General features: G+C 39.4%; 19 protein-coding genes. All 19 read left to right on the top strand.

Annotated features, from left to right (window positions below; all coding sequences use genetic code 11):
- Positions 1-29 precede the first annotated feature (29 nt).
- Positions 30-2,132, top strand: coding sequence for a TonB-dependent siderophore receptor (locus tag AACV33_RS18650; RefSeq protein WP_182699505.1), 2,103 nt, complete (start codon positions 30-32; stop codon positions 2,130-2,132).
- A gap of 100 nt (positions 2,133-2,232) precedes the next feature.
- The gene (locus tag AACV33_RS18645) at positions 2,233-3,000 is read left to right on the top strand and encodes a DUF3450 domain-containing protein (protein WP_182699504.1); all 768 of its coding nucleotides are present in this window, start codon (positions 2,233-2,235) and stop codon (positions 2,998-3,000) included.
- 1 nt (position 3,001) lies between these two features.
- Complete coding sequence (locus tag AACV33_RS18640; RefSeq protein ID WP_182699503.1) at positions 3,002-4,357, top strand: MotA/TolQ/ExbB proton channel family protein; 1,356 nt, start codon at positions 3,002-3,004, stop codon at positions 4,355-4,357.
- Complete coding sequence (locus AACV33_RS18635) at positions 4,357-4,866, top strand: MotA/TolQ/ExbB proton channel family protein (RefSeq protein WP_182699502.1); 510 nt, start codon at positions 4,357-4,359, stop codon at positions 4,864-4,866. The genes AACV33_RS18640 and AACV33_RS18635 overlap by 1 nt, the downstream gene beginning before the upstream one ends.
- Positions 4,863-5,267 carry an ExbD/TolR family protein gene (locus AACV33_RS18630; protein ID WP_065609781.1) on the top strand — a complete coding sequence of 135 codons (405 nt, stop codon included), beginning with the start codon at positions 4,863-4,865 and terminating at the stop codon, positions 5,265-5,267. Before AACV33_RS18635 ends, AACV33_RS18630 begins: the two co-directional genes overlap by 4 nt.
- Entirely contained in the window at positions 5,267-5,887 is a 621-nt protein-coding gene (locus AACV33_RS18625) for an energy transducer TonB (protein ID WP_182699501.1), read from the top strand. The genes AACV33_RS18630 and AACV33_RS18625 overlap by 1 nt, the downstream gene beginning before the upstream one ends.
- On the top strand, positions 5,884-7,134 hold the full coding sequence (locus AACV33_RS18620; protein ID WP_255458479.1) for a hypothetical protein: 1,251 nt from the start codon (positions 5,884-5,886) through the stop codon (positions 7,132-7,134). The genes AACV33_RS18625 and AACV33_RS18620 overlap by 4 nt, the downstream gene beginning before the upstream one ends.
- A gap of 159 nt (positions 7,135-7,293) precedes the next feature.
- Positions 7,294-7,938, top strand: a complete 645-nt coding sequence (locus AACV33_RS18615; protein ID WP_182699500.1) for a PepSY-associated TM helix domain-containing protein — start codon at positions 7,294-7,296, stop codon at positions 7,936-7,938.
- 75 nt (positions 7,939-8,013) lie between these two features.
- Positions 8,014-8,496, top strand: a complete 483-nt coding sequence (locus AACV33_RS18610; protein WP_370527106.1) for a DUF2271 domain-containing protein — start codon at positions 8,014-8,016, stop codon at positions 8,494-8,496.
- Positions 8,497-8,546: 50 nt separating this feature from the next.
- Entirely contained in the window at positions 8,547-9,377 is an 831-nt protein-coding gene (locus AACV33_RS18605) for a DUF4198 domain-containing protein (RefSeq protein ID WP_182699537.1), read from the top strand.
- Positions 9,378-9,434: 57 nt separating this feature from the next.
- Positions 9,435-9,752, top strand: a complete 318-nt coding sequence (locus tag AACV33_RS18600; RefSeq protein ID WP_017021649.1) for a hypothetical protein — start codon at positions 9,435-9,437, stop codon at positions 9,750-9,752.
- Complete coding sequence (locus tag AACV33_RS18595) at positions 9,749-10,312, top strand: DUF6162 family protein (protein WP_017021650.1); 564 nt, start codon at positions 9,749-9,751, stop codon at positions 10,310-10,312. Before AACV33_RS18600 ends, AACV33_RS18595 begins: the two co-directional genes overlap by 4 nt.
- 22 nt (positions 10,313-10,334) lie before the next feature.
- Positions 10,335-11,258 carry a metal ABC transporter solute-binding protein, Zn/Mn family gene (locus AACV33_RS18590; RefSeq protein WP_370527105.1) on the top strand — a complete coding sequence of 308 codons (924 nt, stop codon included), beginning with the start codon at positions 10,335-10,337 and terminating at the stop codon, positions 11,256-11,258.
- Entirely contained in the window at positions 11,258-12,022 is a 765-nt protein-coding gene (locus AACV33_RS18585; RefSeq protein WP_012551535.1) for a metal ABC transporter ATP-binding protein, read from the top strand. Before AACV33_RS18590 ends, AACV33_RS18585 begins: the two co-directional genes overlap by 1 nt.
- Positions 12,022-12,897, top strand: coding sequence for a metal ABC transporter permease (locus tag AACV33_RS18580; RefSeq protein ID WP_017021653.1), 876 nt, complete (start codon positions 12,022-12,024; stop codon positions 12,895-12,897). The genes AACV33_RS18585 and AACV33_RS18580 overlap by 1 nt, the downstream gene beginning before the upstream one ends.
- A 52-nt stretch (positions 12,898-12,949) precedes the next feature.
- On the top strand, positions 12,950-13,834 hold the full coding sequence (locus AACV33_RS18575) for a metal ABC transporter solute-binding protein, Zn/Mn family (protein WP_182699498.1): 885 nt from the start codon (positions 12,950-12,952) through the stop codon (positions 13,832-13,834).
- 342 nt (positions 13,835-14,176) lie between these two features.
- Positions 14,177-14,998, top strand: a complete 822-nt coding sequence (locus tag AACV33_RS18570; RefSeq protein WP_017021655.1) for a tyrosine-type recombinase/integrase — start codon at positions 14,177-14,179, stop codon at positions 14,996-14,998.
- Positions 14,999-15,780: 782 nt separating this feature from the next.
- Complete coding sequence (locus AACV33_RS18565) at positions 15,781-16,140, top strand: hypothetical protein (protein ID WP_017021657.1); 360 nt, start codon at positions 15,781-15,783, stop codon at positions 16,138-16,140.
- A gap of 24 nt (positions 16,141-16,164) precedes the next feature.
- Positions 16,165-16,455 carry a hypothetical protein gene (locus AACV33_RS18560; protein ID WP_017021658.1) on the top strand — a complete coding sequence of 97 codons (291 nt, stop codon included), beginning with the start codon at positions 16,165-16,167 and terminating at the stop codon, positions 16,453-16,455.
- The last annotated feature ends 86 nt before the right edge of the window (positions 16,456-16,541 follow it).

Here is a 16,541-nt window from a genome sequence, read left to right as displayed (position 1 = left end):
ATTAATGAAAGATTTGGAGATAATGGAATATGTTTTCTAAAAGTCAGTTGGCTCTTGTTATTGGCGCAGTTTTATCTACCCCTTTTGCTTACGCTGAAACAGACGCATCAACTACTGATGAGCACATGGTCGTTACTGGTCGTGATTACGGTTATAAAGCAGACACAAACTCAACATCAATGCGTATGGAGGCAACTCAACTAGAAACTCCTGGGCAAGTAACGGTTATTGATGAGCAAATCATTGATGAGCAACGTGCGAGTACACTAGGTGAAGTGCTGAAGAATGATGCGAGTATTGGTGCAGGTGCAACAACGCGTAACCGTGAACAATTTACTCTACGTGGTTTCGGGCTAAGTAGTAGTTCTGGTTTCTTACGTGATGGAAAACAGCATTGGTCTCATTATCGTCAACCTATTGAATTATTAGAACGTGTGGAAGTTTTGAAAGGCCCATCAGGTTTATTGTATGGTCAATCAGCTCCTGGTGGTCTCGTTAATATGGTGGCTAAGAAGCCAACGTATGAAACTCAAGTAAATATCAGCCAAGATCTGGGTTCTAATAATAATTCACGAACAACTGCTGATGTAAGTGGTTCATTAAATGATGCCCAAACATTACGTGGTCGTGCGATTGTTTCAAAACAAACTTACAACTCATGGCGTGAATACAGTGATGGAACGGTTCCTTCAACGGAACGTTTTGTTGGCGGATTATTTCTGGATTACGATGTAACGGAAGATGTGACTGTTTCGCTACATTATGACCGTACTATTGATGATGGTAGCGTAGATTCAGGTGCTTACATTAAAGACGGGAAAACCGTTATTGGTGATGATCATATCTGGGATGCCCAGTGGTCAAAAATTGAAAATGATGTTGAAAATATCGGTATTGATGTCGCTGCAAATCTGACAGAAACATGGCGTATTAATGCGAGTTATAACTACCAAGACTTTAATCGTCATGATGTAGAGAGTTTTCCGAAAGAAGAAACCTATGACCCTACAACGGGTAGCTATACCCAAGGTGGTAGTGATCGTACTGATAAGTGGGTATTCCAAACAGCAAGCATTGATCTTATCGGAGAATTCGATGCGTTGGGTGTAAGTCACCAAATGTTATTGGGCAGTAACTGGTTAGGTTATAGCTACGATCGTTTAGAGTACTCATTTAATAGTACTACTGCAACGGTTGGTGAACCAGCTGAGGCACCGGTACGTAACCCAAATAAAGATCCTCGCGATACAAGTTCAGAATATAATAACTGGGGTTTCTATGCCCAAGATATGATTACATTTAATGATCAGTGGCAAGCACTTGTTGGTGTTCGTTTTGATCGTCAAGTTGAAGAGGGCCTAGCTGAAGAGGCGACTTCTCCAAAATTTGCGGTAATTTATCACCCAACAGATACGGGTTCAATTTACGCAACCTATTCTGAAAGCTTTGAAATGCAAGGTGAAGTTTCGGGCAGTGAATATGTAAATGATGGCCAAAAATTAGATCCTTTACGCGGTAAGCTATACGAATTAGGTACAAAGTGGGAGCTAATGGATAACCAATTGTTCGTATCTGGTGCCGTATTTGATATTACTCAAGAGAATTCAACGATTGATGTTGATTTAGGTAATGGTCAGAAAGAGAAAACGCAATCAGGTGAACGTGTTCACCGTGGTGCCGAATTAGCGCTGCAAGGCTTTATCACTGAAAAGTTATCGATGAGTGGTTCTGCAACTTATTTGGATGCTGAATATGCAAAAGATGAAAAATACCAAGGAAATCGTCCTGCGGATGTTCCTGAGTACTCAGCAACAGTATGGACTCGCTATGCATTCACAAATAATACGGACGCAAACCTAGGTGCGATTTATGTAGGTGAACGTTACGGTGATGCTGCGAATACTTTTAAGAAAGACGGGTACACACGTTTTGATTTAGGTTTATCTCATACCGTCAAATATGATCAAGATCTAACATTTGTGGCTCGCTTTAATGTTGAAAACGTGTTGGATACAGATTATCTAGCAGGTGGTGGTTCAACAGGTAAAAATGGTTATGAAACAGATGGTGCGTCAAATGTTGTTATTGGTGAAGGCCGAAACTACATGGCGACACTACAAGTTAAATACTAAGTTAGCGTAGCGAATATAAGGGAGACTTCGGTCTCCCTTTAATGCGTTTATTTGAATGTGAATTTTATCCTTTAAACATGATAATTAAGAAATCGACAATATGAATATTTTAAAAACCAGTATCGGTATCGCCCTAGCTACCATGATCACAACCGCTCAAGCCTCTACGCTTGATCAAGCACTATCTATCGAAAATAAATCGAATGCAGCCTCTGCTGTGAGCCAAACAAAAATAGATAAGAGTGCTGAAGCGACATTAACGTATAAAGCTGAAATTGAGCAGCTACAAGAAGAAGTCAAAAATCTTGCCGTTTATCGTGATCATTTGACTGGTTTAGTCGATAGTCAACAAAAAGAAATGACCAACTTAAACACTCAAATTGAAACCATTAAAGACACTCGTCAAGGCGTAGTACCCTTGATGTATAAGATGCTATCTGGCCTTACGGTATTAGTTGAACAAGATAAACCAATCAAGATTGCAGAACGTCAGCAACGCATCGAAAAACTTGATCACATGATGACAAGAGCGGATGTGAGCGATGCAGAAAAATACCGCCGTATTCTGGAAGCGTATCAAATCGAAATGGATTACGGCTCAAAACTGGGGTCATACCAAACTCAAATTATGATTGGAAATGACGAAGTGATAGATGCGGATATGCTGCATTTAGGTCGAGTGTCTTTATTGGCTCGCCGTTTAGATTCTTCGCAGTACTGGAGTTGGAATACTTACCGTAACGAATGGGCATTATTAGATTCTTCATTCAATGACGATTTAGCGAAAGCTTACTCAGTGGCTTACAAACAAGTCGCACCGAGTTTATTGGCTTTACCCGTGTCTTTATCACTGAAAGAGGTGAAATAACATGTCAATCAAACCACTTATTTTAGCGATGTCTTTATTCGGTTTTTCCCTAAACACGTTAGCGGCAAGTAGCGAATTAGTTCAAGAAACAAAGCAAGCAAGCCATGTTCAAAAACAACACAATGCCGAACGTGAAGCTGGCTTTATGCTGACAGAGAAAGAATTTAAAGCACAAAAGAACGCCTTGATTGCTGAGCGTAAAAAATTGCAAAAAGAGAGCGATGAACTGAGTTCTGTATTCAGTAATAATGAGCAATCACTTGCCACGCTAGAGCAACAATTGCATTTAGAAACAGGCAGTTTAGGTGAGTTGTTTGGCGTGGTAAGACAAACGGCAAAAGACCTTAATACTGAATTGAAAAACTCAGTGACAGGTTCAATTGATGCTAATAATACACAAGTGATTAATGACATTGTAGAGGCTAAATCATTGCCATCAATGACTCAGTTAACCGGGTTATGGCAAACAATGACTCAACAAGTGCAGGCGAGTTCAGAATTGGCGTTAATGCCGGTGACGGTAATCAATGGGGCAGGGCACCGCTCTGAAATCAATGCTTACCGTTTAGGCAATATGGCGCTTGTTGGCGACGAAGGCTTTTTACGTTGGGATAATAAAAAGAACATCGCAACGTATTATTCACAGCAACCAGAGCTTGCGCCATCAGTCGCTACATTATCTGATATGCAACAGCAGCAAGTGATGATGATGGCAGTTGATCCATCGCGTGGCATCATGTTAGAGCAACTTGCAAATTCACCAACCTTAAAAGATCGTCTTCAAGCCGGTGGTGTGGTTGGACAAATCATTATTGTTCTATTGTCGATTGGTTTACTTATTTCTCTATTTAATGGCGCAAGGTTATTGGTGATTCGCCAGCAGAACCGCACTCAATTAAAAGATCCTGCACAAATCGGTAATAACCCTCTAGGCCGTGTTTTATCTGTTTATGATGCAGAGAAAACTCGTTCGGTAGAGGCATTAGAACTTCGCTTATTAGAAACGATTGTTGATGAGCAGCAAGGCTTAGAAAAAGGCCTATCAATGCTTAAACTTCTTGCCGCGTTAGCACCGATGTTAGGTCTGTTAGGTACTGTTACTGGCATGATCGAAACGTTCCAAGTGATCACGCAATTTGGTAATGGCGATCCTAAAGTGATGGCGGGTGGTATTTCTATGGCATTGGTAACAACCGTATTGGGCTTAGTTGCAGCGATGCCTCTGTTATTAACTCACAATATTTTGAGCTCTCAAGCGGAAAGTATTCGTACCATTCTTGAAAAACAAGGTTTGAGTTTGGTGGCTGAACAAGCAGAAAAAGAAACAATAAATAAACCAGTAGGAATGGCAGCGTAATGACGGCTTTTCTCTCTCATTTTATGGCACAAGGCGGTCCCATTTTATGGTGGTTGGGCGCAGTTGTTGTCGTGTGTTGGTTATTGGTGGTTGAGCGTGTGTTTTTCTTATTATTCACTTTTCCTGCACAACGAAAAGTATGGTTAGAGAAATGGCAACAGCGAGACGATCACGATTCGTGGTATGCGAAAACGATCCGTGATGGTTGGGTAAGCGAAGCTCACCTTCAATTAAATCAATATCTGAATTTTATCAAAGTTCTTGTGGCAATTTGCCCAATGCTCGGTTTGCTAGGCACAGTAACAGGCATGATCTCTGTGTTTGATGTAATGGCAAATCAAGGCAGCAGCCAGCCTAAATTGATGGCGTCTGGTATTTCATTGGCAACATTGCCTACGATGGCAGGAATGGTAGCAGCATTAGCAGGTATGTTTGTTCATGCTCGTTTAGCCAAAGTGTGTCGTCATAAAGAACATAATTTAGAAAAAGCATTAAGGAGTCAGTCATGAGACTTGGCCGTCGTTCTTCAAATCAAGAAGAAGCACAGATCGATTTAACATCAATGCTCGATATCGTATTTATCATGCTGATATTTTTTATTGTGACTAGCTCATTTGTGCGTGAATCAGGGGTAGAAGTGAATCGCCCTCAAGCAAGCAATGTATCGAGTCAAAAAGACGCGGGTATCTTTGTTGCTATTACGGCTTCAAACGATATTTTCATTGATAAACGCATGGTGGATGCAGAGCGAGTTCAAGCCACATTAGAGCATTTATTATTAGAACAACCCGATGCGTCGCTCGTTATTCAAGCTGATGAACATGCCTACAATGGCACGGTTGTGAAAGTGATGGATGCGGCAAAAGGGGCTGGTGTTAAAGGCATCGCATTGGCTGCGGAGAAAAGCTAATGTGGCGATTATTATTGGCGATTCCGATAGCACTTTCTATGACGGTTGGGCTGTTTACGTTTATGGCGTGGATGGTAGACAACGGTCATAACGGTAAACCAGAAAGTGGTGAGACGATTCGCTTTGATATGGTGATGGTAGAGCAAGAACAAGATGTTCAACGCCGTCAACGTCGTGTGCCTGAAAAACCAGAGACGCCAGAACCGCCACCAGAAGCAAAACCAATGGCGTCTCAAACACAAACGTCGATGGCAACGCCGCAAAGTAATATGCCGCCAATCGGTCTTGATTCAAGTATTTCAGGCTTAGCGATAAATGCGCCGAGTTTCGCCGATTTTACAGGTAACCAACAAGCGATGCCGTTGTACCGTGTTGAGCCTCGTTACCCTTCAAAAGCGATGAAAAGAGGTGCCGAGGGGTTTGTTGTTATGTCATTTACTATTGATGAACAAGGCCGTCCGACGGATGTAAAAATCACGGACGCCAAACCACGTCGAATGTTTGAAAGAGAAGCAGTTAAAGCGTTGAAAAAATGGAAATATCAACCAAAAGTGGTCGATGGGAAAGCCATTGCTCAAGTTGGACAAACTGTGAAATTGGAGTTTACGTTAGCAAAATGATGAAATTATCTTTATCTCATACTTCAGATTCGTTGAGATCTTTACGTGGCTTTATTTTAACGCTGAGTTCTGTGTTCTTACTTTGCTTAGCATTTCTATTTAGTTGCGTTTCTCAAGCACAACAATTGAGTCAATATAACGCAGCGAAAGTACAGCGAGCATTGCAATTACAACAGCAAGAGAAGATGACAGAGGCGATTAATGTATTGGCAGTACTCACGCCTTCTAACGATTACGATAAAGCTTATATTCAACGTATGTTGGGTGTTTTTTATTGGCAATCAGGCAACAGTAATTCAGCGGTTAGTTATCTTTCAAAAGCGGTGAATAGTAAGCAGTTAGCCGATGAGCAGGCATGGGTAACTCAGCGTATGTTGGCGGATCTTCTACTTACTGAGCAACGCTTCGCTGATGCTTTACCTCATTATTATCAATTAACAAAAACCATCCCTGAAAAACAAAATATAGGGGATTTATGGTTCCGTATTTCTCAAACGCATTATCAGTTATCAGAGTGGAAAAAGGTACTTACTGCGCTAAATAAGCATGAACGTGTCGCTAAATATAAGAAAGAAAGCGAAAAAAGCCAATCGTTAGTGCTTAAGTTAGGCGCACAGTTGCAATTAAAACAGTGGGAATCGGCCATCCCAACATTAAACAGTTTATTGGAATTAGAACCAAATAAAGCGACGTGGTGGCAGCAGTTATCAAGTATTCAACTTCGCTTAAATAAACCTAAAGAGGCGTTAAATACCTTGGTACTTGCTCAACGACAAGGGATAGAATTGAGTCAATCAGAACTGAAGTTATTGGCTCAACTTTATGCGCAACGCGGTATTCCAGAAAAGGCGGCTTACGTACTTAGTCAGCTAGATGAAGCACAAAGTGATATTGATCTACTGACCATGCAAGCAAGTTATTGGCAGGCGGCAAAAGAGTGGGATAAAGCGATAGTCATGTGGTCAAAAGCCGCAACAATGGATACTCGTTATTACTGGCAAGTTGCACAATTACAAATTCAAGAAGGTCGCCACCAACAGGGCTTGAAAACCTTAGATAAAGTAAAAGATTACAAAAAGACAGAAGATATCGCGTTAGCGAAAGTCAGAGCCTATTATAAATTGAACCAAATAGATTCAGCGTTACTTCATGCGAAAAGAGCCAATGATTTTACCCCTTCAAATGAAGCGAAAGGGTGGATAAAGTATTTGTCTCAATTACGAAAGACAGCCAGTAACTCAGTGTAACTTGTATTTAATGCCCTTATCGAATGATGGGGGCTTTTCCATCGTCCATAAAATAGACAGTCAATAATCCACAAACGTAAATAATGTAAATTGAATGTCAACGCAAATCATTATCAATTACATTAGCGTCTATTATTCTTACTCGATCCTGTCTTATTCATGCTGCTTAAAAACAAACAAGTACAATTGTGGGCGCGTCGCTTACATGTTTACGTATCAATGGCGCTTCTACTCGTTGTCTTATTTTTCTCGATCACAGGGATCACGCTAAATCGCCCTGATTGGTTTGTCAGCAGCTCTCCAGACATCAAAAATACCACTATTTCTGTTCCTAATGATGTGCTTTTTTCTCTAGATGAAACACACCACGTTCTTTGGAATAAACCAAACACTGCCGCTTTGCTTAATTACTTAAATCAGCATTCCGATCTCTCTGGAACGCCTTCTAATGTCGATGTTTTTACCGAGGTTGAAGACGGTGAATTAGTTGAGGGTGAATTGTCATTAAACTATAAAGGGCCGGGTTATAACGCGTCTGTTTATATTGATTTAACGACAGGCATAGCAGACATCGAAAGCTCAAATTATGGCGTTGTTGCGTTATTAAATGATTTACACAAAGGGCGAAACAGCGGTGAGGTCTGGAAGGCATTCATTGACATTACCGCGCTATTAATGGTCTTTTTTGTACTTACGGGCGTGTGCTTAATTTTACCGAAAAAAAGAACACTGATGACATCAATGAAGTGGATGGCATTTGGCTCATCAATCACGCTTGCATTGTATTTTATTGCCGTACCTTAACCCTTTTAATCTTGTATCCATAAGGACATCACAATGGCTTCACTCTCTACCTATTTACGTCATTCAATTGCTGCAATGGTATTAACAACGTCTCTTTTTGTTAATTCAGCGGCTATTTCTGAGAGTGCAAAAGTCGATGTTGCTTTTGAGCTTCCGACGATTACGACAACCATGTACGCGCGTCCTTATGTGGCGGTGTGGATTGAAAACAGCGAACGTAAATCAGTAAAAACGATTGAGCTGTGGGTAGGTAAAGATGAGTGGCTAAAAGATCTAAGAAGTTGGTGGCGCAAAGTCGGTCGTTACGATCGTGAATTAGTTGATGCTGTTACTTCTGCAACTCGACCAGCAGGAAAATACAAATTCAGTTGGGATGGAAAAGACGACTCAGGCCAGACGCTACCACAAGGTGACTATACGTTACACATTGAAGTGGTTCGTGAGCATGGTGGTCGTAACTATTTACGCCAAAAAATGAAATTGACCGACACTGATATGTCATACCAACTTGCTCCAACTGAAGAGACTGGCGTAATCACAATCGAATATAAAAATTAATCTAGATGTCCATTTATCAGGGAATTAAACGAATTATGAAAACGACAATAATGAACAATAAAGTAAAGACCGCAATATTAAGTGGCGTAATGGCAGCTGGTTTACTGGTTGCTACGACTGCGAACGCTCACCCTCGTTGGGTATTGCCTTCTCATTTTACGGTTTCTAAAGAAGGTGGTGATTGGCTTACGTTTGATGTTACCGCTTCACACGGTACGTTTGTATTTGATAAACCAGCGGGCAGTGATCAAGCACAAGTAGTGATGCCTGATGGTCGTACTGAGCGTCCAAACTTTGTCGTTAAAGGCAAGCGTCGTTCAATGTTTGACTTCTATTTTGAAGAAGAAGGCACGCATAAAGTTCGAATTAATAACGAGCCAACGTATTACACCCAATATAAAGCAGGCCGTCGCGATACGGTGAAATGGATTAAAGCAACTAAGGCGGATCGTGCGTTAGTGCTTCCTGAGAAAGCGCGTGATGTGGTAAGCCAGGTAAGTTTTACTCGTGCTGAAAGTTACGTGACAGTAGGCAAGCCAACAACAGAAGCGATGAAGCTTGATAATACCTTGTTAGAGCTTAAGCCATTAACACACCCGTCAGACATTCTTGAAGGTGAACCCGTTACTTTTCAGTTCTTCTTTAATGGTAAACCTCAAGCAGGTGTAACGGCTGATATTACTCGTGAAGGAACATTATACCGCAATCATCAAGAGCAAATAGACGTAGTGAGTGATAAAGAGGGGAAAATTACTTTTACTCCTGAAGCTGCGGGTCGTTACCTAATGAAATCAAATTATAAAGGTGAATTGAAAGACCATCCACTTGCAGAACAAGCAAGCGTAAATGTTCACTTAACGTTTGAAGCTCTACTTCAATAATGCAGTTAGCACCACTTTCCATAAAGGTTTGTGGTGCTTTTTTATCGAGATTTATCCATGACTAAAGTAAACCTGAAAACCCTTTTTGTTTCTTCTCTTCTTTTTTCTTCTGCGAGTTTTGCTCATTTTCCATTAATGAGCTGTTGGTTTGAATCGGATTTAGTACTGTGTGAAACAGGCTACAGTGATGGCAGCAAAGCCGTTGATTATGATGTGAATATGTACGATTACGATGATAATTTGATTGCAAAAGTCACTACAGATAAACGCTCAATTGCGGAATTTACAAATCCTGAAACGGATTTTTATTTGGTGTTTGATTCTGGACATGAAAGTCCTGTTGAAGTCGATGTTGTCGAGATCTCAGAGAAATGATCATTCAATCTGTTACTCCAGATAATGGAAGCGCAGAAGGCAAATGGATCGCACTCATTATTGGGTGCATTTTGCTTATTGCGGTGGTCGCGTTGCCATATCATCAATCGAACGATGAAGGCGTAAAGCTTGAATCACACCAAGTGCTTATCACCGATTTAGCGCAAGACGATTTAGCTATGATTGCTGAGCTACGTTTAGCCTATGAAGAAATTTACGATATTCAGGCTGAATCAACAGAAGAAAATACATGGCCAGATATCGCTTATTTAGCCGATGAGTGGTTGCCTCCTTTTGTACAAGACCAAAGCTGGGAGCGTCGCGGAAAGCACCAATGGCAGCATTTAGGTAATGGCATTTATTTAGGCTTAACCTCTAAAAAAGAAGGGTCTGCGTCATTCATTTTTAACGCGAAAGGCGATGATATTGAGCTTTGGCTGCATCCTGAATTGATGTCTACGTCTATCTCCCCTGATTCAATCTCTTGGAATAAAAGCGAACTCATTCAACAGCAGTGGGTACAAGTTATCTTCCCTGCTCATGACTCCCATTTAAATTGATACCAATAAAAGATAAATAATAATGATGAAATCTATTTTATACGTACGTTCTTTTGTTCTGCTTAGCTTACTCTCTTTGTTTTCTGCGTCGGCGATGTCGGCAACAAAACCTTTGGTGATTGGTATTACCTTACAGCCTTATTACAGTTATGTGAAAGCGGTCGTGGGTGACAAAGCAGAAATTCTTCCTTTGGTTGATGCTGGGTTTAATCCGCACAATTATTTACCTCAACCAAACGATTTAAAACGTTTAAATAAAATGGATGTGATTGTTGTTAATGGCATTGGCCATGATGACTTTGCGTTAAAAGTAATTTCGGCAGCAAACAACAGCGAATTAATGGTATTAGAAGCGAATAAAGATGTTCCGTTGTTGCCAGCAATGGGGCAATCGGTCGGTAAAGGGGCGGTGAACCCACACACATTTGTTGGTCTATCTACAACAATTCAAAAGGTTTACACCATTGCCAATGAACTATCTCGAATTGACCCTGAAAATGCCTCGTTCTACCGTAAAAATGCACGTACATACGCAAAAAAATTCCGATTAATGAAGCGTGATGCCATGCTCTCTCTGGGTGAATTAGACACCGCAGGAATGAAGGTAGCAACAACGCATAATGCGTATGGTTATATTCTTCAAGAGTTTGGTGTGGATGTGGCAGCAGTCATTGAACCCGCTCACGGCGTAGAGCCAAGTGCGAGTCAACTGCAAGGCACGATTGAAAAGATCCGTGAATCTGACATTGATGTTTTATTTTATGAATTGAACATGCCAAACCGTTTTGTCGACACAATCGAAGAGGCGACTGGTGTTCAGTTATACCGTTTTTCGCACATGACGCATGGCCCTTATGAAGACAATAAAGTTGAAATCGAGATGAAATCAAATTTAGACACCTTAATCGAAGCCATGAAATTCGCTGCAGATAAGGACGCTAAATAATGTCAGGACCAGCAATTTCGTTAACCAATGTTGGGCTCACTTATGGTGAAAATACGATTTTAGAGGGCGTGAACCAACGCTTTGAAGCCGGTCAATGCCATGTGGTGATGGGGCCTAATGGCGGTGGTAAAACCTCGTTATTGCGTTCAATTTTAGGATTAACCGCGTTTCAGGGTGAAATTAATATTGAGTGGCCAGAGCAGAAAGGGGTGATTGGTTATGTGCCACAAAAAGCCGTTTTTGAATCTAGCTTGCCACTAACGGTGAAAGATTTCATTTTATTGAATCAAACGCGAGTGCCTTTATTTTTAAGTGCGTTATGGCGCAAGAAAAGCAGCCAAGAAGCATTTGCAATGGCACAGTTAGAGCGCGTTGGAATGTCTAACCGTGCCGATCGCCGCATGGGTCAACTTTCTGGTGGCGAGCAACAACGCGTGTTATTCGCACAAGCGTTACTGGATAATCCTGATCTACTCGTTCTTGATGAACCAACCACAGGAATGGATGAACACGGGGTTCGCTATCTTGAATCCTTAATGCATGAATTTATCGCGCAAGGTAAAACCGTATTAGCCGTTCATCATGATGTTACCGCTGTTCGCCGTCTTAAAGCGCACGTGCATGTTATTAATCGTAATTTGGTTGATTCTGGTTGTTATTCAGAAGTATTAAAACCTGAGAAAATTGAGCGATTATTCAATCATTATACGGGGGCAAGTGCTCAGTATGATGCATCAAAAACTAACAATGGAGAGGCTGCATAATGGAACTGTTTCGTCAGTGGGCGTTATATGGCGTCGAACAAGGCTTTTTAAGTGACAGTTTTTCGTATGCCTTTATGGTTAATGCTATTGTTGCTGCTATCCTTTTAGGGCCATTGTTAGGTGGATTGGGGACGTTAGTGATTGCAAAGCGTTTGGCCTTTTTCTCTGAAGCCGTTGGTCACGCCGCCTTAACGGGTATCGCGTTAGGCGTGTTATTGGGAGAGCCCGCAGAGAACCCAATCATCGGCTTATTTAGTTTCTGTATGATATTTGCTTTGTTGCTGCATTTTGTAAGAAACCGCACCAATGTGCCTTACGATACGTTAGTTGGGGTGTTCCTCGCCTTAGCATTGGCTGTGGGCGCAGCATTACTGATGTACGTAGCACGTAAAATTAATATTCACATGCTAGAGAACGTATTGTTTGGTTCTATCTTAACGGTGACGGACCAAGACATTGCGATTCTAGCAGGCAGTTGCTTATTGATTGTGGTGGTATTAATTCCGACGTTTAATCGTATTTTATTAACTTGTATTAGCCCTGATATTGCCAGAGTTCGTGGTTACAAAACCAATTTTTATGACTACTTGTTTGTGATGATGATTACCCTTGTGACGATTGCATCGGTAAAAATTGTCGGTGCGGTTTTAGTTGGCGCACTATTGCTCATACCTGGTGCGACGGCTCGATTATTAACTAAGAACATGGGCAGTTTTGTATTGATGTCTGCGTTATTAGCGACAATATCGTGCTTGATTGGCACCGTATTACCAATGGAATTAGAGTTGCCAGTGCCTTCTGGGGCAGCAATTATTATTGTTTCAGCCTTCTTCTTTTTACTTGCGACCACCTACCGAATTATTCGTAAGAATTAACAGAGTAGACCTCAACAATAATCGAAGAATATGGGTATAGATAGGATAAGAAATGAAACAGAATTTAATGAAATGGATAGCGGTTGTTAGTGTATGTACAGCATCTCTATTTAGCATGAAAGCAGTAATGGCAGCAGATGTATTAACGGCAACGCCTGTGACGTATATGCTATCAAGCGAGCTATTAAAAGAGACGTCATTAACGACAAAATATTTACCACCAAATCGTTATGGGATTGAGCGTTTACCCAATTGGTTTGCCAATAAAGGGGCGAAAACCGTTCAAGATTCAGCAAAAACAGCCCAAGCGGTGGTGACGATTGGGGCTGTATGGGCTGATGATCCTCTGTATGTGAACGCAAGATACAGTAATATTCAGATTATTGAAGTCGATGCCTCTCAAGCGATAACTCCTCGTGCACAAGGTGTGGCAGCGTTACGTTTATCTGATGGAACGACCTCAAAATACGCATGGTTAAACCCAACAAATTTAATCAGAATGGTCGCGATTGTGAGTGATGATTTTCAACGTATTTGGCCTGATAAATCAGAGCAGATCCAAAAAAACCAAGAGCAGTTTATGTTGTCGGTACGTCAATTAATCAACCAGCAGCAAAAAGTGATTTTAGAGAATGATATCGACTCGGTTATTTTGTTGTCTGAGCAGTTAGAAGACTTTGCCTCTGGCAATCAATTGTTTGTGGTTGACCGTTTAACAAAACCTGCTCTTGAGTGGGCTGAAGACGATAAAGCACAGTTGAAAGACTTAATTGAAGAAGACGATTCAGTTTGGATTATTACAACTCAAAAACCAAACAAACAGATGCAAGCATTACTGCCAATGGATCGCGTATTGGTTGTCGATGCGGTTGATCGTTGGGGAAGAGCAGGAATAAATAATAAAGCGCCATTACAGAGATGGCTATTAACGTTATAGCCTTACCTAGATTGGGCGAGTTTAGTTTAAACAGAAAAGCAGTAGGGGCTTATTGTTACGATCTAGCACCTACTGCTTTTTTTTATGGTTTTATTTAGTGTAGTTTAAATACCAAGGGATTATGACGATGTTTTTCCTAAAGATAGGCGGATTAGATTATCATCGTATACATAATTTAAGTAAGTCGTATTTTTTGATTAACATGAGAGTCAGAAAAGCACTAAACTATCCATGTTCTTATGGTTTTTAACAAATAGGGTTGTGTCGTTTTTTGTGAGGATCGAGGAATTGTTTTATTTTATTATTTTGAATCGCTGTCATTGTTTATAAAAAGGAAAAACTATGTCTTATGTAGAACCGATTAAAACACGTAAACATCTTAAACATGCAGAAAGATATCTTAAAAAAAATCATGATCTTGCTTTTACCCTTGTTTGGAATATTGGTATAGAAAGTGGATTAAGGATTAGTGATATTCTTAAATTACAGTATCGCAATATTAATTTATCAAATGGACAGTGTGAGATCATTGAAAGTAAAGGCACATTGGCTCGTAGAGCAAAAGCAAAGATGAGGGTGTTAAAAAAAGTAAAGGAAGAATTGCTTTTTCATTATCAAGCTAGGGGGTTGTCCAAAAAAATGAGTATTATCTATATTACCCCGCCTCAGCTGATTGTTTCTTTCATCCCTAAATCTTGGGAATCGACAGTGAATGAAAGAGTAAAGCACGCAATAGACTCTGCTTCACCTGTGACACGAACTTTCTATTTAAGTGAATCTATTCTAATAACTCTTAAACAACGAAAACAAGAATATAAAGAGCTAGCTAATGACTATATCTTTAATCGTCAGACGCTCTCAAGTAATCGTGCAAAAGGAGGGGAGGGACTGTTGACTCGACAAGCTTGTTGGTATGTTTTTTCTAAATTGACCGCGATATTGAAAGAGATTGGTGTTGATGTAAAGGTAGGGTGTCATACATTAAGGAAGAGCTTCGCTCGACATTTGTATTTTGCTACGGGTAAAGATATTGGATTGTTGATGACCGTTATTGGACATCAATCTGAAAGCATGAGTTTACGCTATATAGGTTTATCCAAAGATGAGACTGAGTTGGCTCAAAAAAAATTAATTGTCTATTTATCGAGAAAAACTCGCATATGATAACTAGACCACAAATAATGACCTTAATATTAACCATTTATAATGAGTTAAATGTATTTCATATTAAAAATGTATGCATATGTGTTTTAAACACGGCTTTATTTAACAGATGTAAGAAACGGTTCGTTTCATAGATTATTTATTAAATATCAATTAGTTACGACTAAGTTGTTTCGGTGTATTAACGTTATTTTTTATACTAAACTATTTCCTCCTATCTTTGCAAACCACTGCCTATCTTACTTTCTTATCTTTATCTAACAATCTCTTACATTTGTTAAGTAGGATTTTATTAATATACGGCTTCATATTTCCTTAAATTAAAGTAGTTTATTTTGAGATGTACTGTTACGTCTTGGAATTGTGTTTTTATTCATGATATTACGGTGAATTCTAATTATGGACATGTTGAGAAAAAGGGTTTACGGCCGATTTCATAAGGCGGTCAATGTTTTTGGCTACTTATCTCTAGAGTCAATAATCGATAGTTATTTTGTATATCAATCTGGTTATCGAACTGATAACTCATTTGATCCCATAGAAATGGATCACGTAAATATGAATAGCATTATTCAATCTAAAAAAAATCTTACTCTGTATTCATATTTGAAAATGGAAAAATCGCTAAAGATGAGCAATCGGAATAGAAGTATTAAACATAACGGTACTTTTGATAAATTAGATACAGCTAATTCATTAATGTGCTTTTTAAAAAATAATCTATAGATATATCGAGAGCAGCCACATTCACAATTAAAATTATTTATTTAAGGTATGATTTTATGTTTTACATTGAAGATTTGAATAAAATGATCATTAATTATTCTGGGGTTATTAGACTTGAATCTGAAGATATGATGTTTATTTCTGGAGAGAAAAAACACCAATGTTCTCTTTCCGAATTTATGGTTGAATCATTTTATTTTTCTAAAAAAGATCACTTTGTAAATATTAAATTACATCGCCATATAGAATTAAAACCGATATGTTTTAGTGGTGAAGAAATCGAAACTGTCATTATTTGTGTGAATGTAAAGTATTGCCTGTATAACAGAAGGGTATTGGTTCTGGAGTTTGATCGCGATTGCAAAAAAGAAATAGAGGTTAGTCTTTATAATTTTAATTTTTCTATGGATTTTTAGTTAGTTAATTAAGGAATATAGATAATGAGTAATAAACACATATTAGTCGCTAATTCTGAAACATCATTTTTAGATTTATGTACTAATAATTTAGTCAGTGGCTGTGATGTTTATTGCACGTTTGAAGTTTGTGATGAAGATATGGGGTGGATGAAACACAACCTTAAAAGAAGTCATGGTCATGATCTTTTGTTAAGGAAAATACCCCAGAGGAAAGCGAAAAGTAATGGTTTAATAAAAAAATCAAAGCAATATTATATGGCTATTTTTTTAATGATTTTATTCTGTTTTTTCATTCGATTATTAACCGATTAAGTTCGATTTTCTTTATGTTTTCATTAAATAAAAAAGTGATGTGCAGTCTTAGTTATTTGTAAAGAGAACGTGATGACGCATCAAAT

Source organism: Aliivibrio sp. SR45-2, assembly GCF_963890165.1.
Taxonomy (GTDB): Bacteria; Pseudomonadota; Gammaproteobacteria; order Enterobacterales; family Vibrionaceae; genus Aliivibrio; species Aliivibrio salmonicida.
This window is presented reverse-complemented; position numbering and strand designations above follow the sequence as displayed.